Source organism: Rhodococcus sp. T2V (assembly GCF_029269925.1).
GTDB classification, from domain to species: Bacteria; Actinomycetota; Actinomycetes; order Mycobacteriales; family Mycobacteriaceae; genus Rhodococcus_F; species Rhodococcus_F koreensis.
Map to the genome: position 1 here is coordinate 56,326 of NZ_JARJBD010000044.1, position 21,296 is coordinate 77,621.

General features: G+C 68.8%; 21 protein-coding genes. 14 read left to right on the forward strand and 7 right to left on the reverse strand.

What is annotated here, in order from left to right:
- The first annotated feature begins 1 nt into the window (after position 1).
- From P3H15_RS30715 to P3H15_RS30740, 6 genes are all read left to right on the forward strand, one after another.
- Positions 2-796 (forward strand): LytTR family DNA-binding domain-containing protein, encoded by a 795-nt coding sequence (locus tag P3H15_RS30715; RefSeq protein ID WP_124395006.1) that lies wholly within the window; start codon positions 2-4, stop codon positions 794-796.
- Positions 793-1,152 carry a cofactor assembly of complex C subunit B gene (locus P3H15_RS30720; RefSeq protein WP_160101643.1) on the forward strand — a complete coding sequence of 120 codons (360 nt, stop codon included), beginning with the start codon at positions 793-795 and terminating at the stop codon, positions 1,150-1,152. Before P3H15_RS30715 ends, P3H15_RS30720 begins: the two co-directional genes overlap by 4 nt.
- A 7-nt stretch (positions 1,153-1,159) precedes the next feature.
- Positions 1,160-2,917, forward strand: a complete 1,758-nt coding sequence (locus P3H15_RS30725) for a cation acetate symporter (protein ID WP_276140669.1) — start codon at positions 1,160-1,162, stop codon at positions 2,915-2,917.
- 184 nt (positions 2,918-3,101) lie between these two features.
- The gene (locus P3H15_RS30730) at positions 3,102-3,464 is read left to right on the forward strand and encodes a DUF485 domain-containing protein (RefSeq protein WP_276140670.1); all 363 of its coding nucleotides are present in this window, start codon (positions 3,102-3,104) and stop codon (positions 3,462-3,464) included.
- Entirely contained in the window at positions 3,461-5,095 is a 1,635-nt protein-coding gene (locus P3H15_RS30735; RefSeq protein WP_276140671.1) for a cation acetate symporter, read from the forward strand. The genes P3H15_RS30730 and P3H15_RS30735 overlap by 4 nt, the downstream gene beginning before the upstream one ends.
- 72 nt (positions 5,096-5,167) lie before the next feature.
- The gene (locus P3H15_RS30740) at positions 5,168-5,599 is read left to right on the forward strand and encodes an SRPBCC family protein (RefSeq protein WP_276140672.1); all 432 of its coding nucleotides are present in this window, start codon (positions 5,168-5,170) and stop codon (positions 5,597-5,599) included.
- Here the strand turns inward: P3H15_RS30740 and P3H15_RS30745 are convergent, their stop codons facing one another.
- Positions 5,600-6,514, reverse strand: coding sequence for a transporter substrate-binding domain-containing protein (locus tag P3H15_RS30745; RefSeq protein ID WP_276140673.1), 915 nt, complete (start codon positions 6,512-6,514; stop codon positions 5,600-5,602).
- 88 nt (positions 6,515-6,602) lie between these two features.
- Between P3H15_RS30745 and P3H15_RS30750 the strand changes: the two genes are divergently transcribed.
- On the forward strand, positions 6,603-8,876 hold the full coding sequence (locus P3H15_RS30750; RefSeq protein ID WP_276140674.1) for an ATP-dependent DNA ligase: 2,274 nt from the start codon (positions 6,603-6,605) through the stop codon (positions 8,874-8,876).
- Here the strand turns inward: P3H15_RS30750 and P3H15_RS30755 are convergent.
- Positions 8,873-9,142: a hypothetical protein gene (locus P3H15_RS30755; RefSeq protein WP_072944717.1), complete on the reverse strand. Its 270-nt coding sequence runs from the start codon at positions 9,140-9,142 to the stop codon at positions 8,873-8,875. The two genes, P3H15_RS30750 and P3H15_RS30755, sit on opposite strands and share 4 nt — an antisense overlap.
- A gap of 223 nt (positions 9,143-9,365) precedes the next feature.
- On the opposite strand from P3H15_RS30755, the gene P3H15_RS55540 reads away from it, so the two are divergent.
- Positions 9,366-9,584, forward strand: coding sequence for a DUF4153 domain-containing protein (locus P3H15_RS55540; protein ID WP_346348809.1), 219 nt, complete (start codon positions 9,366-9,368; stop codon positions 9,582-9,584).
- On the forward strand, positions 9,533-9,784 hold the full coding sequence (locus tag P3H15_RS55545) for a hypothetical protein (protein ID WP_346348810.1): 252 nt from the start codon (positions 9,533-9,535) through the stop codon (positions 9,782-9,784). Before P3H15_RS55540 ends, P3H15_RS55545 begins: the two co-directional genes overlap by 52 nt.
- Positions 9,785-9,887: 103 nt before the next feature.
- On the opposite strand, the gene P3H15_RS30765 is transcribed toward P3H15_RS55545, so the two are convergent.
- The gene (locus P3H15_RS30765; protein ID WP_276140675.1) at positions 9,888-10,694 is read right to left on the reverse strand and encodes an ABC transporter ATP-binding protein; all 807 of its coding nucleotides are present in this window, start codon (positions 10,692-10,694) and stop codon (positions 9,888-9,890) included.
- Positions 10,691-11,383: a FadR/GntR family transcriptional regulator gene (locus P3H15_RS30770; protein ID WP_276140676.1), complete on the reverse strand. Its 693-nt coding sequence runs from the start codon at positions 11,381-11,383 to the stop codon at positions 10,691-10,693. Before P3H15_RS30770 ends, P3H15_RS30765 begins: the two co-directional genes overlap by 4 nt.
- Before the next feature lie 95 nt (positions 11,384-11,478).
- Here P3H15_RS30770 and P3H15_RS30775 point away from each other — a divergent pair, with 95 nt between their 5' ends.
- From P3H15_RS30775 to P3H15_RS30785, 3 genes are read left to right on the forward strand one after another with little or no spacing between them, the layout of a single operon-like run.
- Complete coding sequence (locus P3H15_RS30775) at positions 11,479-11,940, forward strand: PPOX class F420-dependent oxidoreductase (protein ID WP_072944705.1); 462 nt, start codon at positions 11,479-11,481, stop codon at positions 11,938-11,940.
- A gap of 13 nt (positions 11,941-11,953) precedes the next feature.
- Positions 11,954-12,649, forward strand: a complete 696-nt coding sequence (locus P3H15_RS30780) for a TetR/AcrR family transcriptional regulator (protein ID WP_276140679.1) — start codon at positions 11,954-11,956, stop codon at positions 12,647-12,649.
- A gap of 23 nt (positions 12,650-12,672) precedes the next feature.
- A complete protein-coding gene (locus tag P3H15_RS30785) occupies positions 12,673-14,955 on the forward strand; it encodes a serine/threonine-protein kinase (protein WP_276140680.1) in 2,283 nt (760 codons plus the stop codon).
- On the opposite strand, the gene P3H15_RS30790 is transcribed toward P3H15_RS30785, so the two are convergent.
- Positions 14,956-16,221: an Nramp family divalent metal transporter gene (locus P3H15_RS30790; protein WP_276140681.1), complete on the reverse strand. Its 1,266-nt coding sequence runs from the start codon at positions 16,219-16,221 to the stop codon at positions 14,956-14,958.
- 166 nt (positions 16,222-16,387) lie between these two features.
- Between P3H15_RS30790 and P3H15_RS30795 the strand changes: the two genes are divergently transcribed.
- Entirely contained in the window at positions 16,388-17,566 is a 1,179-nt protein-coding gene (locus P3H15_RS30795; RefSeq protein ID WP_276140682.1) for a hydroxylase, read from the forward strand.
- Positions 17,567-17,603: 37 nt separating this feature from the next.
- Here P3H15_RS30795 and P3H15_RS30800 read toward each other — a convergent pair whose 3' ends face one another.
- Both P3H15_RS30800 and P3H15_RS30805 read right to left on the reverse strand, forming a co-directional pair.
- Positions 17,604-18,905 (reverse strand): bifunctional o-acetylhomoserine/o-acetylserine sulfhydrylase, encoded by a 1,302-nt coding sequence (locus tag P3H15_RS30800; protein ID WP_276140683.1) that lies wholly within the window; start codon positions 18,903-18,905, stop codon positions 17,604-17,606.
- A 415-nt stretch (positions 18,906-19,320) separates the two neighbouring features.
- Positions 19,321-20,730 (reverse strand): PLP-dependent aminotransferase family protein, encoded by a 1,410-nt coding sequence (locus P3H15_RS30805; protein WP_276140684.1) that lies wholly within the window; start codon positions 20,728-20,730, stop codon positions 19,321-19,323.
- 49 nt (positions 20,731-20,779) lie between these two features.
- On the opposite strand from P3H15_RS30805, the gene P3H15_RS30810 reads away from it, so the two are divergent.
- Positions 20,780-21,238 (forward strand): carboxymuconolactone decarboxylase family protein, encoded by a 459-nt coding sequence (locus P3H15_RS30810; RefSeq protein ID WP_276140685.1) that lies wholly within the window; start codon positions 20,780-20,782, stop codon positions 21,236-21,238.
- Positions 21,239-21,296 lie beyond the last annotated feature (58 nt).

The following is a 21,296-nucleotide window of genomic DNA, read 5'->3' on the forward strand; positions in this document are numbered from 1 at the left end:
TGTGAACCACACTGACGACAGGTCTCCGGACGCACCCCTCACCGTGCTGGCCGTCGACGACGAGAAACCCGCCCTCGACGAGCTGGCGTTCCTGCTGCGCGCCCAGGACGCCGTCGGCGACATCCGGACCGCGGGCGACGCCACCACGGCGTTGCGCATCCTCCGGGACGGCGACATCGACGCCGTCTTCCTCGACATCAACATGCCCGGACTCGACGGTCTCGAGCTGGCCGGGATCCTCGCGAACTTCGCGTCCCCGCCGCAGGTGGTGTTCGTGACCGCCCACGACGACCGCGCCGTCGCCGCCTTCGACCTCGGCGCCGTGGACTACCTCCTCAAACCGCTGCGCGAGGAGCGGCTGGCGGAGTCCGTTCGCCGCATCGTCGAGGGGCGCCGCCGGCGCGTCGACGCCGGGCCTCCCGCCCCCACCGACGAGGTGATCCCCGTCGAACTCGGCGGCATCACCACCCTCGTGCACCGATCCTCCGTCGAGTGGGTCGAAGCGGACGGCGACTACGCGCGCCTGCACACCGCGGACGGCTCGCACCTCGTCCGCATCCCCATCTCGGCGCTGGAGACGCGGTGGGCGGACGCCGGGTTCCTGCGGGTGCACCGCTCGTACCTCGTCGCGCTGCCGCGGGTCACCGGGATCCGGACCGTCGGCACGGGTCTGGTCGTGTGCCTCCGTGCGCACGGCGACCACCCGCCCGTCGAACTGCCGGTCAGCCGCAGGCACACCCGGATGCTCAAGGACCGGCTGGTCCGGGCGCCGAAACAGACGTGGACCGCGCGATGAGCTCGCCCGAGCGGGTGCGGGTCGTCCTCGCCCAGCGTCGCGGCGCGCGCATCGTCCGCACCCGCGTCGAGGTGCAGGAACAGACGGCGGTCGGGGACGCGATGATCCGCGGACTCGTCCGCACCCAGCTCGTGCTCGCGATCCGGCTGGCGCTGCTCGCGGCGTGCCTGCTGTGCGCGGTGCCGCTCGTGATGTTCCTGTTCCCGGCGTTGTCGAACGTGGCGGTGCTGGGAATCCGGCTGCCGTGGGTGGTGCTCGGCGCGCTCGTGTACCCGGTGCTGCTCACCACCGGCTGGATCTACGTGCGGCAGGCCGAGCGCAACGAGCAGGAATTCACCGACCTGGTGGACGACTGAGCGTCCCGTGCCCACCGACCAACCCATTCCCTGGCTGACCCTGGCAGGTCTCGCGGCCGCCGCGGTCGCGACGGTGGCCATCGGCATCTACGGAGTGCGGTTGGCGCGCACCACCTCCGACTTCCTCGTCGCGTCCCGCAGCGTCGGACCGCGGTGGAACGCCGCCGCCATCTCCGGCGAGTACCTGTCCGCCGCATCCTTTCTCGGCGTCGCGGGCCTGATCGCGAAATACGGCGCGGACGCCCTCTGGTACCCGATCGGATTCACCGCCGGCTACCTCGGGCTGCTGCTGTTCGTCGCCGCACCGCTGCGACGGTCCGGCGCCTACACGGTGCCCGACTTCGCCGAGTTCCGGCTCGGGTCGCGCCGGCTCCGCACCCTGTCGATGCTCGTCGTCGCCGCGGTCTGCGCCCTGTACCTCGTCCCGCAACTCCAGGGCGCCGGACTGACCCTGAACATCCTGCTCGGCGTGCCCAGCTGGGTCGGGGCCGTCGTCGTCGGGGTCATCGTCATCGCCAACGTCGTCGGCGGCGGCATGCGGTCCATCACGTTCGTCCAGGCCTTCCAGTACTGGCTGAAACTCACCGCGGTCGCGATCCCGGCGCTGGCGCTGTCGGTGTACTTCTTCGCCGACCACCACGAACTGGGCGCCGCCGCACCGCCCACCGTCAGCGAACAGACCACCGTCGACATCACCACCGACGTCGTCGTGCAGGTGTCGGAACCGGTGACCGTCGGCGGGTCGGGGACGATCGACGGCGTCGCGGCGACCGGCGACATCCGGCTCGAACCGGGCGAACACCACCTCGGGGAGGGCACCACGATGACGCTCGAAGCCGGGGCACCCGTTCCCGTGGTCGCGGGCGCACCCGCCGACAACTCCGACTGGATCGCTCCCGGCTGGGGGTTCGGTGGCGACCACCCCATGTACCAGGTGTACTCGCTGATCCTCGCCACCTTCCTCGGCACCCTCGGGTTGCCGCACGTGCTGGTCCGGTTCTACACCAACCCCGACGGGCGGGCCGCCCGGCTGACGTCGCTGGCCGTGGTCGGGTTGCTCGGCGTGTTCTACCTGTTCCCGACGCTGCTCGGGGTGTTCGCGCGGCTGTACGTGCCGCAACTGCTCATCACCGGCACGTCCGACGCCGCGGTCCTGCTGCTGCCCGGCTCCGTCTTCTCCGGGTGGGCCGGGCAACTCCTCGCGGCGCTGGTCGCGTCCGGGGCGATCGCCGCGTTCCTGTCCACGTCGTCCGGCCTGCTCGTCAGCATCGCCGGGGTACTGAGCACCGACGTCCTGCGCGGCCGGATCCGGGACTTCCGGATCGCCGCCGTCCTCGCCGGGGCGGTGCCGCTCGCGCTGTCGCTGGCGGTGACGTCGCTGGACCTGTCGCGCACGGTGGGGCTGGTGTTCGCGGTCGCGGCGTCGACCCTCTGCCCGCTGCTCGTCCTCGGCATCTGGTGGCGTGGACTCACCGCCGTCGGGGCGGGTGCCGGGATGGTGATCGGCGGGCTCGTCGCCGGGTGCGCGGCCGGGGTGTCGGTGTTCGGCGGCCTCACCGTCGATGCCTGGAACGGCTGGCCCGCGGCGATGGTCGCCTACCCGGCGGCGGTCAGCGTCCCGCTGGCCTTCGTCACGATGGTGCTGGTCAGCAAGGCGACGAAGCGTCAGATCCCCGTCGACCTCAGCCGGATCTTCACCCGCATGCACGCCCCCGAGCGGCTCGATGTGGGCTCCGACCGCGAGAGGGAGCTCCGCTCCCCGTGAGTGCTTGACGAGTCTCTGCACTCCTCGAGCACGCACGGGTGGCGGAGCCGCTTGTCGCGGTCGGGTGACCGCTCGCCGCACAGTCCGGCAGCTCGCCGTGTGACAGCCGCCACAGCCTGTTTCTGTGACTCACCTCTCACTAGCGTCGGCACTCAGTTCACTTCACACGACCAAGGAGTCTGCAGTGACCACAGCCGACCTCAGTGAGGGCGCACCGCAGAAGCGGCGCACCCCTGATGCGCAAGCCTTCGTAGACATGCAGGCGAGCCCGGAGTTCCAGGAGTTGCGACACCGCCTGCGCAGTTTCGTCTTCCCGATGACGGCATTCTTCCTCGCCTGGTACGCGGCCTACGTCCTGCTGGCCACGTACGCCCCCGAGTTCATGGCCACCAAGGTGATCGGCAACGTCAACCTGGGCATCGTCCTCGGTCTCGGCCAGTTCGTGACCACGTTCGTGATCACCGCGCTGTACGTGAAGTTCGCCAACCGGGAACTCGATCCCCGCTCCGCCGCGATCCGCGAAGAGCTGGAAGGACCGCTCAAGTGATCACCACACTCGCCGCAGCCACCGACGTCGGCAACCCGCTCCTCAACATCGCCATCTTCGTGGCGTTCGTCGTGATCACGATGACCATCGTGATCCGCGCGAGCCGCACCACCAAGAAGGCCTCGGACTTCTACACCGGCGGCGGCCAGTTCTCCGGACCGCAGAACGGGTTCGCCATCGCCGGCGACTACCTGTCGGCGGCGTCGTTCCTCGGCATCGCCGGCGCCATCGCGGTGTACGGCTACGACGGCTTCCTGTACTCCGTCGGCTTCCTCGTCGCGTGGCTGGTGGCGCTGCTGCTCGTCGCGGAACTGCTGCGCAACACCGGCCGGTTCACGATGGCCGACGTGCTGAGCTTCCGGCTCAAGCAGCGTCCGGTGCGGATGGCGGCGGCGCTGTCCACGCTGGTGGTCTCGCTGTTCTACCTGCTTGCGCAGATGGCGGGCGCGGGCGGGCTCGTCGCGCTGCTGCTGAACATCGACGGCAAGGTCGGCCAGGCAATCGTCGTCGCGGTCGTCGGTGTGCTGATGATCGTCTACGTGCTGGTCGGTGGCATGAAGGGCACCACCTACGTGCAGATGGTCAAGGCGGTGCTGCTGGTCGCCGGCGCAGGCGTCATGTTCTTCCTCGTCCTGTTCGCGGTGCGCGGCAACTTCTCCCAACTGCTCGCCGACGCCCAGGCGACGGTCGCCGGCTCCACGAACGAGGCGATCGCAGGTCGCGACATCCTCGCTCCCGGCGCCAAATACGGCATCAGTTCGATGAGCAAGCTCGACTTCATCTCGCTCGGCATCGCCCTGGTCCTCGGCACCGCCGGCCTGCCGCACGTCTTGATGCGGTTCTACACCGTCCCCACCGCCAAGGAAGCCCGCCGCTCGGTCACCTGGGCGATCGGACTGATCGGCGCGTTCTACCTGTTCACGCTCGTCCTCGGCTACGGCGCCGCCAAGATGGTCGGCCCCGACGTCATCCTCGCCGCACCCGGCAAGGAGAACGCGGCGGCACCGCTGCTCGCGTTCGAACTGGGCGGCACCATCTTCCTCGCGATCATCTCCGCGGTGGCGTTCGCGACCATCCTCGCGGTGGTGGCGGGGCTGGCGATCACGGCGTCCGCGTCGTTCGCTCACGACATCTACGCCAGCGTCATCAAGCGCGGACATGCGTCGGAGGAGTCCCAGGTGCGGGTCTCCCGGATCACGGTCGTCGTGATCGGTCTCGTGTCGATCGTCCTCGGCATCCTCGCCATGGGCCAGAACATCGCGTTCCTGGTGGCGCTCGCCTTCGCGGTGGCCGCGTCGGCCAATCTGCCGACGCTGCTGTACTCGCTGTTCTGGAAGAAGTTCAACACCACCGGGGCCCTGTTCAGCATCTACGGCGGCCTGATCAGTTGCCTCCTGCTGATCGTGTTCTCCCCGGCCGTGTCCGGTAAGCCGTCGTCGATGTTCCCGACCGCCGACTTCGACTTCTTCCCGCTCGCCAACCCGGGCATCGTCTCCATCCCGCTGGCGTTCGTGCTCGGCGTCGTCGGCACCTACCTCGGTCGCGGCAAGGCGGAGGATCCCGCCAAGCAGGCCGAGATGGAGGTCCGTTCGCTCACCGGTGTCGGTGTGGAGAAGGCCGTCTCGCACTAGGGCCTCCGGCCCCGTGAGTACTTGTTAACCGCCCGCGGTTAACAAGTACTCACGGGCCGTTAGGCTGCCCCAATGGCGAAACTCACGGTCAAGACCGACGTTCCCCTCAGCCCCCGGGACACCTGGGACAAGGCCTCGAATCTGCGGGATTTCGACAAGTGGTTCGTGGTCCACGACGGCTGGCGTGGCGAACTGCCCGAGACCCTCACGGCCGGAACCGAGATCAGTTCCGTCGTCACGGTCAAGGGGCTCCGCAACCGCGTGAAGTGGACGATCAAGGAGTACGACGCCCCTCACCGCATCGTTCTGAAGGGTGACGGCAAGGGTGGCGTGAAGCTCGGACTGGTGCTCGACGTCCAGGCGAAGGGCGACGCGTCCGAGGTGGTGTTCACCATCGAACTGGGTGGCGCACCGCTGTTCGGACCGATCGGGTCGGGTGTCGCGAAGGCCTTGAAGGGCGACATCGAGAAGTCCCTGCAGACGTTCGTCGAGCTGTACGCGTAATCAATCGAGGACGTGCGCGCCGCCGGTGTCGGTGATCCACTCGGCGGCAAGGGCGTCCAGCGTCCCGTCGGCGTAGAGGGAATCGACGGCCGCGGAAACACACGCGGTGAGCGGGCTGTTCTTCTCCAGCACGAGACCGAAGAATTCGGTGACGGCGTTCGGGCGCGGGAACTGGCCGACGAGGACGCTGTCCTTCACCTCGTTGGCGGTGATCTGAAACCCGGTCGGGATGTCCACCACCAGCGCGTCGATGTCGCCCGCGGCCAGGGCGGCCTTGGCGTCGTCGGTGGTGGCGAAACTGACCGGTGCCTGGCGGGGTTGCACCGTCTGGGCGATGGCGTCGAAACTCGTGGACCCCACCTGCGCTCCGAGGCGGAACGGTGCGAGGTCGGCCAGCGACTTGGCTCGCGCCGCGGGAGAGTTCTTCAGCGCCAGCACCGACTGCGTGACGGCGTAGTACGGCGAACTGAAATCGACAGTCTCGCGCCGGGTGTCGACGATCGTGAACTGGTCGATGGCGAAGTCGAAGTTCTTCTCGCCTGCCGCCAGTGCGTCGTTGAAGTCGACGGTCTCGAACTGCACCTGGTCCGGACTGTATCCGAGCTTTTCGACCACTTCCCGCGCCACGGCGCCCTCGTAGCCCTTGCCGTTGGACGGGTCGCCGTCGACGAACCACGGCCGGTACGACGGGCTGTCGGTGGCGATGGTGAGGACGCCGTCCCGTGCGGTGACGCCGCTGCCGGGAGCGCAGTCGCCGACCGCCCGGGTGGACGGAAGTTTGGTGAACGCTTCGGGAATCGACGAGGCTTCGGCCTGGGCGTCGACTTCCGACGGGGTGTCGGTGGAGCAGGATCCGGCGAGCAATGTCAGTGCAGCGGATATGGCGGCGACGGCTGTCTTAGGTCCTCGGTGCACCCCGTCATCTTGCCTGCCGGGTAGCGATCCGGCCAGCGAAGCGGCCGCGCGGCGCACAATATGTATGTAGTGGCGGAGGGAGGTGCGCGTGGCCACGGCGGGAACTCGGCAACTGACGGTCGACGGACATCGCCTGTCCCTGACCAATCTCGGCAAGGTCCTCTACCCGGAGTCGGGCACGACGAAGGGCGAGGTCATCGACTATTACACGCGGATCGCGCCCGCCATGCTCCCGCACGTCGTCGACCGTCCCGCCACCCGCAAACGCTGGCCCAACGGGGTGGACAGCGAGCCGTTCTTCGAGAAGAACCTCGCGGCCTCCGCACCGGGGTGGCTGGAGCGCCGGGCACTCGCGCACTCGGACCGGTCCGTGCACTACCCGCTGCTGAACTCGGTCGCGGCCCTCGTGTGGGCGGGACAGCAGGCCGCACTCGAACTGCACGTGCCGCAGTGGCGGTTCGACGGCTCACGCCGGGGTCCGGCGACCCGCATCGTCTTCGACCTCGACCCCGGCCCCGGGGTGGGACTCGCCGAATGTGCGGAGGTGGCACGGGCGGTGCGCGACCTGGTCGCGAACCTCGGCTGGACGGCGTACCCGGTCACCAGCGGCAGCAAGGGCATTCACCTGTACGTGCCGCTCGACCGGAAGCTGGAGGGTTCGGGCGCGTCGACCGTCGCGAAGCAGGTGGCGACGGGGCTGGAGAAGCTGCGGCCCGAACTCGTCACCGCCGCCATGGCCAAGGCGGTGCGCGCGGGCAAGGTATTCGTCGACTGGAGCCAGAACAATCCGTCCAAGACCACCATCGCCCCGTACTCGCTGCGGGGGCGCTCCCAGCCGTACGTCGCGGCGCCGCGCAGCTGGGACGAACTCGACGACCCCGACCTACGACAGCTGCGGTTCGAGGAAGTGCTCGAACGGTGGGAGTCGGACGGCGACCTGCTCGCCGGACTCGATCCGACGCTCGAGGACGCCGCGGCGCTGGCCGAGTACCGCCGCAAGCGTGATCCCGGGCGGACACCGGAGCCGATGCCGCACACGGTGCGGCCGGGGGAGGGCAACACTTTCGTCATCCAGGAACATCACGCCCGGCGCCTCCACTACGACCTGCGGCTCGAACGGGACGGGGTTCTCGTGTCGTGGGCGGTGCCGAAGAACGTGCCGACGACGACGGGGGAGAATCGCCTGGCCGTGCACACCGAGGACCATCCGCTCGAATACCTCACGTTCTCCGGGAGCATCCCGAAGGGCGAGTACGGGGGCGGCCGGATGATGATCTGGGACACAGGAACGTACGACACCGAGAAGTGGCGGGACGACGAGGTGATCGTCCAGTTGCACGGTGAGCAGGTGGAGGGCCGGTTCGCGCTGATCCGCACGAAGGGCGACCAGTGGCTGATGCACCTGATGAAGGACCAGACCCCGGGCGGGTCGCGGTCGTCGGAGCTGCCGCGTGGGTTGTCGCCGATGCTCGCGAGCCCAGGCACCCTCGACGGCCTCGACGCCGGCGAGTGGGCGTTCGAGGGGAAGTGGGACGGCATCAGGGTGATCGTCGAGATCAGTGGCGGCGAGCTGAAGATGACGAGCCGCGCGGGCAACGACAAGACCCAGGACTATGCGCAATTAGGTTGGCTGGCAGACTCTCTCGAAGACCACGAGGTGGTCCTCGACGGCGAGGTGGTCGCGTTCGACGAGCGGGGTGTCGCGAACTTCGGTCTGCTGCAGCAGGGCAACGAGCCGCATTTCCTCGCGTTCGACGTGCTGTACCTCGACGGAGTGTCGTTGCTGCGCAAGAAGTACACCGATCGGCGCCGCGTCCTCGAAGCGCTGGCGGCCAAGGTCGACGACCTGGACGTGCCCCCGCAACTGCACGGGTCCGCGCAGGAAGCCATGGACGAGAGCCGCGGCAAGGGGTGGGAAGGTGTGGTGGCCAAACGCCGCGAATCCGTGTACCTGCCGGGCAAGCGGGGGTCGAGCTGGATCAAGGTGAAGAACTGGCGCACACAGGAAGCCGTGATCGGCGGGTGGCGCCGCGGTCAGGGCGGGCGGTCCAGTGGAATCGGTTCGGTGCTGCTCGGCGTCCCCGAGGACGACGGGCTGCGCTACATCGGGCGCGTCGGAACCGGGTTCACCGAACGGGATCTGCAGGAACTCGCATCCACCCTGGGCCCGCTCGAAACCGACACCAGCCCGTTCGTTGAAGACCTCCCCACCGCCGACCGCAAGGGTGCCGTGTGGGTGACCCCCACCCTCGTCGCGGAGGTGCGGTTCATGGATTGGACCGGCTCGCGAAGACTGCGGCACCCCAGCTGGCGTGGGCTCAGGGACGACAAGTCACCCGGAGACGTCGAGGTGGAGTCCTAATACCGCCAGGGGGCCGGCTCGAACGGGTCCACCGCCGCGGTGTCGAACGATCCCGGCGATTCCTGCGTCGGGGTGTTCAGCGCCGGGGGAGTGAAGACCGGGAGGGGTGTGGACTCCGTGTCCACGTCACGGTGCTGTTCGGTGACACTCACGTCGGCGGCCGGAGGCGCAGTTCCGCCTGCCACCGCGATCCCGGCCGCGCCGACGACGGAGAGGACGAACGCCGCGCCTGCGCCGATCGCGATGCGGGTCTGGATGTGGGACATGGTGTGGACAACCTCCGGTGATCAGGGACTGACGACGGGGCCGGCTCCGCCGGGTTGTGGTTCCCAGCTGGGCTGATAGACCAACCTTGCGCCGGGGCCGAGGCGTTCGACAGGCACCCCAGGGTGCGAATCCACCACCCCGTGGTGGATTCGCGGGCAAACCTGCACAGAATCTTCACAGGCTCTGACCGGGATCCACACGTGCGCGCAATACAGTCGGGGAATGAGCCGGCGAAGTGTGCTCGTCGTCGTCGACGAGGCGATCCACCGGATGTCGTTGTACGAGCGCCAGTACGGGTACACCCGGCTGCGGGTGACCGTCCTGGTGACGGAGCTGTGGCTGGGTGTGGTGTTCGTGCTGCTGGTCGTCGCGATCGACCCGGCGCGTACGTGGCCGGGAAGAACGTGGAGCGGTTCGGCGACACCGGGCGAATCGACGTGAGCTACCTCGGTTCGCTGTCCGTCGACGCCGTCCCCGTCCTCGATCGGCTGCCCGAACCGGAACGGTCCTGCGCCCTGTACGGACTCGACCGGGAGGTCACGGGCGACTCGAAGTGGTATGGGTACAACGCGGCCCGCAGTCGCGCGAAGCAGTTGCTGGCCGCGCATCCGGTCGGCTCGTGTGAGCGGTCGGGCTCGTAGCCGAGACGCCGCGCGCTGTTTGCCCACCGATTCGCTGGAATCACGCACAATTGCGCGGGAATCTGACCAATCCGTGTGCGGCTGTGGCGAGTACGGCCGGCGGCTAGCCGACCGGCTCGGGCACCCGCGTCTGCGCGATCCACCGTCCGCGTTGCCGATGGATCTCGATGGGGTGGTCGAAGCATTCGCTGATGGTGGCGGTGGTGAGGACGTCCGCCACGTCACCCTGTGCGATCACGCGGCCGTCGCGGATGAGGACGGCGTGGGTGGTGGTGGTGGGGATTTCCTCGAGGTGGTGGGTGACGAGGATGCTGGCGAGGCTCGGGTAGCGTTCGCGCAGTTCGTCGAGTGCGGTGAGGAGTTGTTCGCGCGCCGCGAGATCGAGTCCGGTGGCGGGCTCGTCGAGCAGGAGCAGTTGCGGTTCCGCCATCAGGGCCCGCGCGATGAGGGCGCGGCCACGCTCACCCTGGGACAGGTTGGGCCACAGGGCGTCCGCGTGCTTCTGCATGCCGAGGGAGGCGATCAGTTCGTCGGCACGGGCGATCTGCTCCGCGGACGGCGACCACCTCGGCACGAAGTCGGGTGTGTTGGTGAGGCCGGTGAGCACGACGTCGCGCACCGCCAGGGGTGCGTCGATCCGGTATCGCGGGTTCACGTGCCCGATGTGGGCGCGCAACTCGCGCATGTCGACCCGGCCCAGTTGGTGGCCGAGGACGCGGACGGTGCCGCGCGTCGGGTGCGCGACCGCGCCGAGCATGCTCAGCATCGTGCTCTTTCCCGCGCCGTTCGCGCCGAGCAGCACCCAGTGCTGTCCGCGTTCGATGCGGAGGCTGATGTCGCTGAGCAGATACCGTCCGCTCCGCACGAGGTCGACGTGCTCGATGCTGACGACCGAATCCGGGGTGGTCACTGATTTCCGCCTTTCCGCAGAATCGACATGGTCGGGTCGAGGTTGGCGGCGGTGGCGGCGACGGCCGCCTCGGCGTCGCCGGCTTCCAGTGCGCGCACCAGATCGTCGTGAGCGCAGCTGGTGTCGGGCCTGCCCGGTTCGTGGTCGACGAGTTCGGCCAGCGCGTCGACGAGCAGCGGCCGGATCGAATCGAACAGGGCGGACAGGATGGAGTTGCCTGCGATCTCCAGGATCGCGGCGTGGAAGTCGAGGTCGGCCGCGACGAACACGGCGGTCGACGCGGTCGTGCTGTCGTGCCGGGTGGACAGCTGCTCGCGCAGCCGCCGGAGGTCCTCGGGGCGCACGCGTTCCGCGGCGAGCCGGGCGGCCTCGATCTCGAGGGCGCGCCGCACCTCGTACACCTCGAGCAGCCGGGCGCGGCGCAGCAGCTTCCCGAGTCCCGCACCGCTCGTGGGGGGCTGTGCGACGAACGTGCCGACGCCGTGCCGCACGTCGAGCAGGCCGTCGCGAGCGAGCAGCCGAACGGCCTCGCGGACGGAGGACCGGCCGACACCGAGTTCGGTGGCCAGTTCGGCCTCGCTGGGGATGCGGCTGCCGAGCGTCCACTCGCCGTCCCGGATCCGGGCGGTGAGGAGTTCCTCGAGCTGGGGAACCAGCGGTCCGCTGCGGAGGGTGGGACGTCCGGCCATGCGCCGACGCTAGCACAGTCCTCAGACGTCTGAGGACTGGGTTGGGGCCTAAGGTGAGTCCGGGAAGAACCACCGCAGCAGAGGAGAGGTGCACCATGGCCGTCGCCACCGCAGACCGTGTCACGAGGGAAGAGTTGCTCGACTTCGTCCGCCCGCGCCATCGCAGCGTGCTGATCACCCGGAAACGCTCGGGCGGCCTGCAGATCTCCCCGGTGACGTCGGGACTCGACTCGGAGGGCCGAATCGTCGTCTCCACCTACCCCCAGCGCGCCAAGGCCGCGAACGTGCGGCACGACCCCGCCGTGAGCGTGTGCGTGCTGTCCGACGAGTTCAACGGCGCCTACGTGCAGATCGACGGCACGGCCGAGGTACTGGATCTGCCCGACGCGCTCGAACCGCTGGTGGAGTACTTCCGCGGCATCTCCGGCGAGCATCCCGACTGGGACGAGTACCGCGATGCCATGCGGAAGCAGAACAAAAGCCTCATCCGGATCACCATCGACGAGTGGGGACCCATCGCGACCGGTGGCTTCCCGCCGGGCACTGATCGCGGATAGGTACGTATGAGCGATGCCGGACAAAGTGGAAACCGCCGCGTCGCCCCAGGGTGACGGCCGCGCCACGCGCTGGGAGGACCACAAGGCGGAACGCCGCAGCCGGATTCTCGACGCCGCGATGGAGGCCGTCAACGAGGACGGCCCCGACGTGGGTGTTCAGCAGATCGCGAACCGCGCCGACGTGCCGCGGTCGGTGGTCTACCGGATCTTCACCGATCGCGGCGACCTCGACGAGCAGTTGCGCGGTCGCATCATCGAACGGCTGATGGCGGACCTCGCGCCCACGTTGACCCCCGAGGGAACCGTCGGCGAGGCGATCGCGCGCGCGGTCGAGACGTACGTGCGGTGGATCGTGGAATACCCGCGACTCCACCAGTTCCTCGGCACCGGATCGCCGAGCAGGCGCACCACCGGCTCGCGTGTGGTGACGGGCACGAAGACCGCGATCGCGCTCCAGTTGTCGGGTCTGCTCGCGACGGTCCTCGACGCGGTCGCAGGCAACTCCGACCTGGCCGAGTCGCTGGCGTTCGGGTTGGTGGGACTCGTCGATGCCAGCGTCAACCGGTGGCTGAGCAACCCGCAGTCGGCGCTCGGCAGCGACGACCTCGCCGAGTTCCTGGAGGTGTCGATCTGGCAAGTGCTGCACGGCAATCTGTCGCGGATCGGCGTCACCATCGACCCGTCGACCCCGGTGTCGGAACTGCAGTAGTCGGACGGGCGTGGCCCGCTACCATGGCTTTCATGCCCTCCCGGCGAGGTTCACCGGCCGCTTCCGAGCAGGCCTGGGTGTCGGACACGGCGGTCGGCGACGCCGTCGCGCGCTTCGCCAGTGCCTGGGAGTCCTCGTCGTCCGCGCCCGATCTGGTCGCCTATCTGCCCGCGTCCCCGGCCCTTCGCCGGGTCACGCTCATCGAACTGATCAAGGTCGATCTGGAGAACCGCTGGCTGCGCGGCGACCACCCGAAACGGCTGGCGCAATACTGCGAGGAGCTGCCCGAACTGCGGCGGTGGCCGCTGCCACCGGACCTGCTGTACGAGGAGTTCCACATCCGGCGGCGCAGCGGCGAGTCGGTCGAGGCGAACGAGTACACGCTGAGCTTCCCGGCGCAGGCGGGCGAACTCGAAGAACTGCTCGGCACCGGCGAATACCAGAGCACTTCGCTCCATCACGGGGAGATGACCCAGTCGGCGAGCCCCGGCTCGCTCGACGACCTCGAGGTAGGCAGGCGCATCGACGACTTCGACCTGATGACCGTTCTCGGCCGGGGCGCGTTCGCGCGGGTGTTCCTCGCCCGGCAGCGGTCGCTGCAGAGGATGGTCGCGGTGAAGATCTCTCAGGACCGCGGCACCGAACCGCAGACCCTGGCCCAGTTCGACCACGACTACATCGTCCGGGTCTTCGATCAGCGACTTCTCGCGGGCCGCGACCTGCGCCTGCTGTACATGCAGTACGTACCGGGGGGAACGCTGCTCGACGTGGTCGGGCGGGTGCGGGAGACGCCGCCGGAATCGCGCAGCGGCGCCGTGCTGCTGGACGCGATCGACCGGGCCCTGGTCGGCAGGGGCGAGATCCGGCCCAGCGAATCTCGTGTGCGCCAGGAGATCGCGACGCTGACCTGGCCCGAGACGGTGGCCTGGCTCGGCCGGAGGCTGGCGCAGGCGCTCGACTACGCGGGCGCGCACGGCGTTCTGCACCGCGACGTCAAACCGACAAACGTGCTGCTGACGGCCGAGGGCGTCCCGAAGCTCGCCGACTTCAACATCAGTTTCAGCGGCAACCTCGCGGGCGCGAGCCCGGTTGCGTACTTCGGCGGCTCGCTGGCCTACATGTCACCGGAACAGCTCGAGGCGATCCACCCGGACCGGCCGGGCACACCCGCCGATCTCGACACCCGCAGCGACCTGTACTCGCTCGCCGTCGTCCTGTGGGAGTTGCTGACCGGCGCAAGACCTTTCGACGACAGTGACGCCGAGCTGCACTCCCGCCCGCCCGGCGACCGCACCACCCTCGACGCGATGCTCGCCCGGCGCCGGGGGCACGACGAACCGGCAGTCGCCGAGTTGCCCGCCGACTGCCCGAATGCGCTGCGGCGAGTGTTGCTGAAATTGCTGGCGCCGGAACCGAGGGACCGGTTCTCGTCCGGGGCCGAACTCGCCCAGCAACTCGATGTCTGCCTCGACGCGCACGCCCGGGATCTGGTCGATCCACCGCCGGGGAGCCCGCGCCTGCGGATGCGCCGGTGGACGCACCCGATCATGTTCCTGGCCATCGCAGTTCCCAATCTGCTGGCCATCCTGTACAGCTACCACCACAACACCACGCTGATCATCAGCAAGCTTCCGCCCGACGCGCAGGACAGCTTCGAGCGAATCACCCGGATCGACTACACCATCGCGTTCCTGATCGGGACCGTGGGCACACTGTCGATGGTGCTCTACCTGACGGCGGTGGCCGGCGGTCTGGGCCGCGGGAGGGTGTACACCGGCGCCCAACTCGCCCGCGCCCGCAAGGACACTCTGCTGCTCGGTCAGCGGTGCGCCCTGCTGTGTCTCGGGCTGTGGGTGGTCACCGGCATCATCGTGCCGATCACGCTCGAGGTGAGCGGCAGCGAGGTTCCGTGGAACACCGTCGTCCACTTCACCGCGTCCCAGCTCGTCTGCGGAGCGATCGCCGTGGTCTACCCGTTCTTCTTCGTGAACTTCTTTGCCGTGCGCTGCCTCTACCCGGTCTTCCTGCGGCACGGCGAGATCAGTGCCGCCGACGCCCGGATGTTGAAGCGGCTGGGACGGCGCAGCACGTTCTTCCTCGCCGCGGCCGCCGCCGTGCCGCTGCTCGGGATCGCGGGGGCCACGTTCATTCCTCCGGAGGACCTGCCCCGCGTCATCGTCGCGCTCCGCGTCCTGTGCGTCGGCAGCGTCGTCGCGTTCGTCGGGGCCTACTGGATGTTCCGGATGCTGTCCGAGGACCTGCAGGCGCTGCAGCGTGTCGTGTCCGGTGCACCGCGGCACGAGTGATCAGTTCGAACCCGTGAACGTCAGCCACAGCAGCGACACGTTGAGCACGACGATCAGCGACGCCGCCACCCAGGCGGCGACCGTGGTGGCCGTCGCGTTACGGTGGACGCCCATCAGATCGCGGTCCGACGTCATCCGCACGAGGGGGACCACCGCGAACGGGATGCACAGGCTGAGGACCACCTGACTGAGAACGAGCGCGAAAGTGGGATCGACGCCAACCGCCAGCACGACCAGTGCGGGAATCAGGGTGACCACCCGGCGCAGCAGCAACGGGATGCGCATCGACAGCAGTCCGTACATGATCTCGGAGCCGGCCGCGCAGCCGATCGACGTGGAGGCCAGGCCGGAGGCCAGCAGCCCGACGGCGAAGATGACGGCGACGGTGGGGCCGAGCGAGTTCTGGATGGCGGCGTGTGCGCCGTCGATCGAATCGGTGCCGGGAATGCCGCGCAGGGCCGACGCGGCGAGCAGCAGCATGCCGATGTTCACCGCACCCGCCACGATCAGCGCACCGACCACGTCCCACTTCGTCACCCGCAGCAGTCGCGCGAGGCGGGGGCCTTCGAGGTCGTTCCCGTGCCGGTCGCGTGCGAGGGCGCTGTGGAGGTAGATCGCGTGCGGCATCACGGTGGCGCCGAGCATGCTCGCGGCGAGCAGCACCGTCTCGGTGCCCTCGAACCGCGGCACGAGACCGGCGAGCGCGTCCGGGCCCGACACGTCGGTGAACGCGAGTCCGGTGAGGAACCCGACGGTGATGATCGTGAGGAGTCCCATTACGACGAACTCGAACGTCCGCTGACCGCGGCGGCTCTGGATCGACAGGATGCCCATCGACACGACACCCGTGATGAGGCCGCCGACGAACAGGGGAACGCCGAACAGGAGATTGAGTGCGATCGCGCCGCCGATCACCTCGGCGAGGTCGGTGGCGATCGCCATCGCCTCCGCCTGCAACCAGAACGCACGACGGTTGCCGGTCCGCAGTCGGGTGCCCAGCATCTCCGGCAGCGATTTGCCGGTGACCAGCCCGAGCTTGGCGGACAGGTACTGCACCAGCACAGCCATGGCATTGGCGAGCACGAGGACCCAGACGAGCAGGTATCCGTACTTCGCGCCCGCGGTGAGGTTGGCGGCCACGTTGCCGGGATCGACGTACGCGATGGCCGCCACGAACGCGGGCCCGAGGAGCGCGACCGTTCGGAGGCTGCCCTTGCGGCGGGGTGCGCGGCGCGGGAGGAGAGGGCGGGGGGCCTCGATGCTCACGGAGCTCCTGAATTCGTCGCGCAGATCTACCTGTTGATTCGTATCTCCGCACTATAGATTTAGGTGGTACGAACTTTCAAGTGCGGAGAGTGGATCGACTCGGAATCGTCGCGCCGGGGCTATATTGACTAGAACGTGTTCTAGCAACGGCGGAAGGGGAGTTCCGATGGGTCGGGTTCTCGACAGAATCGACGCCGTCGCCGAGGAGATCCGCGGGCAGGCCGTCCGGTCGGAGGCGGACTGCCGACTCACCGACACCGCCGCCGGGCTCCTGCGCGACTCCGGGGCGATCCGGTTGCTGCAGCCCAAGCTGTACGGCGGCTACGAGGTCCACCCTCGCGAATTCGCCGAGACCGTCATGGCTATTGCCGCACTCGACGGTGCGAGCGGATGGGTCGCCGGGGTCGTCGGCGTGCACCCGTGGGAACTGGCGTTCGCCGCCCCGCAGGTGCAGGAGGAGATCTGGGGCGAGGACAACGACACGTGGATGGCGTCGCCGTATGCGCCCATGGGTGTCGCGACACCGGTCGACGGCGGTTACGTCCTGAACGGTCGGTGGTCGTTCTCCTCGGGAACCGACCACTGTCGGTGGGCCTTCCTCGGGGCGATGGTCGGTGACGGCGAGGGTGGCATCGCGCTGCCGCCGTCGTCGCTGCACGTGATTCTGCCGCGCACCGACTATCAGATCGTCGAGGACACGTGGGACGTCATCGGACTGCGCGGAACGGGAAGCAAGGACTTGGTGGTCGACGGTGCCTTCGTCCCCGGATACCGGACGTTGAACGCGTCGAAGGTGATGGACGGGCGGGCGCAGAAGGAGGCGAGCAGGCCCGAACCACTGTTCAACATGCCCTACTCCTGCATGTTCCCGCTCGGCATCACCGCCGCCGTCATCGGCATCACCGAGGGCGCGCTGGCCTGTCACATCGCGGTACAGAAGGACCGCGTCGCCATCACGGGCCAGAAGATCAAGGAGGACCCGTACGTCCTCAGTGCGATAGGAGAGTCCGCCGCCGAGATCAACGCGTCCCGGGTCTCCCTCATCGAGACCGCCGACCGGTTCTACGACAAGGTCGACGCAGGCAAGGAGATCACGTTCGAGGAGCGTGCGATCGGACGCCGCACCCAGATCGCCGCGGCCTGGCGTGCGGTGCGTGCCGTCGACGAGATCTTCGCGCGCGCCGGCGGTGGCGCGCTGCACTACAAGACGCCGATGCAACGGTTCTGGCGGGACGCGCACGCCGGTCTCGCTCACGCCGTCCACGTGCCCGGACCCACCAACCACGCGAGCGCGCTCACCCAACTCGGCGGCGAACCGCAGGGGATGATGCGCGCGATGATCTGAACGCCGGGAGGCCGAGTCTCGGCCTCCCGGCACCGGATCAGACTGCGGCCGCGGCGAATCCGGTCTCGAGGTCGGCGAGGATGTCGTCGATCCCCTCGATGCCGACGGCGAGGCGGACCAGTCCGGGCGTCACACCGGCCGCGAGCTGCTCCTCCGGGGTGAGCTGCGAGTGCGTCGTCGACGCCGGGTGGATCACCAGCGAACGCACGTCGCCGATGTTCGCGACGTGGCTGTGCAGGGTGAGCGCGTTGACGAACTTCTTGCCCGCGTCGACCCCGCCTGCCAGTTCGAACGTCACGATCGCACCCGGACCCTTCGGGATGAGCTGCCGTGCGCGCTCGTGCCACGGCGACGATGGCAGACCCGCGTATGCCACGGACGTGACCTCCGTGCGTGCCTCGAGGAACTCGGCGACCTTCTGGGCGTTGGCGACGTGCCGCTCCACGCGCAGGCTGAGGGTCTCGATGCCCTGGGCGATGAGGAACGCGTTGAACGGGGCGACCGCGGAACCGAGGTCGCGCAGCAACTGCACGCGCGCCTTCAGCGCGTAGGCCGGGGCGCCGAGATCCGCGAACACGACGCCGTGGTAGCTCGGGTCCGGGGTGGTGAAGTTGCCGTGCCTGCCCTGGGTCCAGTCGAACGTGCCGCCGTCGACGATGACACCCGCGATGGCCGTGCCGTGGCCGCCGAGGTACTTGGTGGCCGAGTGCACCACGATGTCCGCGCCGTGCTTCAGCGGCTGCAGCAGATACGGTGTGGCCACCGTGTTGTCGACGATCAGCGGGATCCCGTTGTCGTGACCCACCTTCGAGATTCCCGGGATGTCCAGGACGTGGTTCTTCGGGTTGGCGATCGTCTCACCGTAGAACGCCTTCGTGTTCGGGCGGACGGCGCTGCGCCACTGCTCGAGGTCGTCCGGGTCTTCGACGAACGAGACCTCGATGCCGAGCTTGGGCAGCGTGTAGTGGAAGAGGTTGTACGTGCCGCCGTAGAGGCGCGGGCTGGAGACGATGTGGTCGCCTGCCTCGGCGAGGTTCAGGATCGCGAACGTCTCGGCGGCCTGCCCGGACGACAGCAGCAGGGCGGCGACGCCGCCTTCGAGGGCGGCGATGCGCTGCTCGACGGCGTCCTGGGTGGGGTTCATGATGCGGGTGTAGATGTTGCCCGGCTCGGCCAGACCGAACAGCGCGGCAGCGTGGTCGGTGCTGTCGAACGTGTACGAGGTGGTCTGGTAGATCGGCAGCGCCCGCGCCTTGGTGGTCGCGTCGGACGTCTGCCCGGCGTGGATCTGCTTGGTCTCGAACGACCAGTTGGCGGTGGGATCGATGCTCTCGGTCACGAGTGGAGTCCTCCGGATTCGGTGCAGTGGATGTGATGAATCAGTTGTCGCCGGTCGCTGTTTCGACCACGGTGCGGACCGGGGTCGGATTGCGGGTCAGGTCGAGAGCGAGACGGTGCTCGCGACGGCGTCGCGGGTGGCGCTGATGACGGACGTGAGATGTGAAACGGATGCAGTGGTCACGAGTGACGAATCCTTCGAAAACGTGGGTGTGCAGAGAGAACCCGGCGTGGGAGAACATCACGCCGGGGCGGGTCCGATCAGGAGATCGGACACCTCGAGGTACACACCAGTGCGAAATCGACATGGCGGCGCCGCGTCAGCAGCTCGCCTGAGTCGATCACGCCGGATTCGGTCACGGATCAGACTGTAACCGCACGACACGCATTCCGACCAGTCCCATAGGAATTTCGGCTCACGGAGTGGGCAGCGCGCGGCACAGGGCGTCGAGCGTGGCGGCGAAGCGGGCGGACGACGGCGTGCTGTAGCCGACGACGAGCCCGTCCGGCCGGTCCGCGGGGCCGTCCGGATGACGGAACGTGCGCAGGCCCTCCACCGCGAGACCGAGGACCGCGGCCCGGCCGACGGTGGCCGCCTCGGTCCCGGCAGGGAGTTCGAGGACGGCGTGCAGGCCGGCCGCGATGCCGGTGACGTGCACGTGCGGTGCCCGCGCGGCGAGCGTCTCGACGAGGGTGTCGCGCCGGCGGCGGTACAGGGTGCGCATCCTGCGGACGTGCCGGTCGAATGCGCCCCGCTCGATGAAGTCCGCCAGGGTCAGCTGGTCCGTCGCGCCGACCCACCTCTCGTACACGCCCTTGACCGCCAGGACGTCGTCGATCAGGTGTTCCGGCAACACCATCCACCCCACACGGATCGCGGGAGACAGGGTCTTGCTCACGGTGCCCAGGTACGCCACCTGTTCCGGGGCCAGACCCTGCAGGGCGCCGACGGGTTGGCGGTCGTACCGGAACTCCCCGTCGTAGTCGTCCTCGATCACGATCCCACCGGTCGTGCGCGCCCATTCCACGAAAGCCGTTCTCCTGCTGGGGTGGAGCGGACCTCCGGTGGGGAACTGGTGGGCCGGGGTGAGCAGTGCCGCGGACAGCCGCGTGCCCGTCGCGTCCGGGGGCCGCGCGCCGCGGGCGTCGAGGTGCAGGGGCACGGTGACGGCCCCGGCGTCGCCGAGCAGTTCGCGATGGAAGTGCAGCCCGTACCCTTCGACGGCGACAGGTCCCCGTACGGCGCGGGCGAGGAGCCAGAGTCCGTGCCCCGAACTCGCGCTGACCACGATCCGCTCGGGATCGGTGCGGACCCCTCGTGCACGGGCCAGGTATTCGGCGAGGGCGCGGCGCAGTTCGGGGCGGCCCCGCGGATCGCCCGGACCGAACGCGTCGTGGGGTGCCGCGGTGAGCGCCCGGCGCGCCGACGCCATCCAGGCGGCACGGGGAAACTCCGCGACGTCGGGCGAACCGGGCAGCAGACTCCACGCGGGCCGGGGTGCGGCGCTGGAGCGGGTGTGCGAACGGTGGGCGGGCTCGTGTGCCCGATCCGCGACCCGGGTCCCCGATCCCTGCCGTGCCGTGAGCCACCCCTCCGCGACGAGTTCGGAGTACGCCTCGGCGACGGTGTTGCGGGCGACGCCGAGATCGAGGGCCAGCGCGCGGGACGGCGGGAGAGTGGTGCCTGCGACGAGCCGTCCCGAACGAATCGACTCGCGCAGCGCGGACACCAGAGCGGCGCGCACGCCGGAAGTCCGTCCACCGGCGGGTGCGGCGAGGTCGAGATGGAGGTCGCGGCCCAGACCCGAATTGGCCCAAGATTTCATGCTTGAATTGAACCATGGAGATGGGCTATTCCGCGCTTACTGTTCTCCTATGACCACAACAGAACGCAAGACCCGAGTCGACCTCGCACGCAAGGCCCCCGCCGTCTACAAGGCGATGATCGCCCTCGACGCCGCCGCCCGGGAGGGCCTCGACCCGGAACTCGTCGAGTTGGTGCTCACCCGTTGCTCCCAGATCAATCACTGCGCGTGGTGCATCGACATGCACACCGCCGATGCCCGCACGATCGGCATCAGCGAACAGAAACTGTTCCTCCTCGGCGCGTGGGAGGAAATGCACGGCCTGTACACCGACAAGGAGCGCGCCGCGCTCGCCCTCGCCGAGTCGATCACCGTGCTGACCGACGGCTTCGTCCCGGACTCGGTGTACGAGGAGGCGGAGGAACATTTCGACGAGACCGAACTGGCCCAGCTCATCTCGCTGGTGCTCACGATCAATGCGTGGAACCGCATCGCCGTCAGCACCCGCAAGATCCCGCGAGTGCGCTGATCTCTCAGAAGTTTCCGCGGGCGGCTTGCTCGCGTTCGATGGCTTCGAAGAGGGCTTT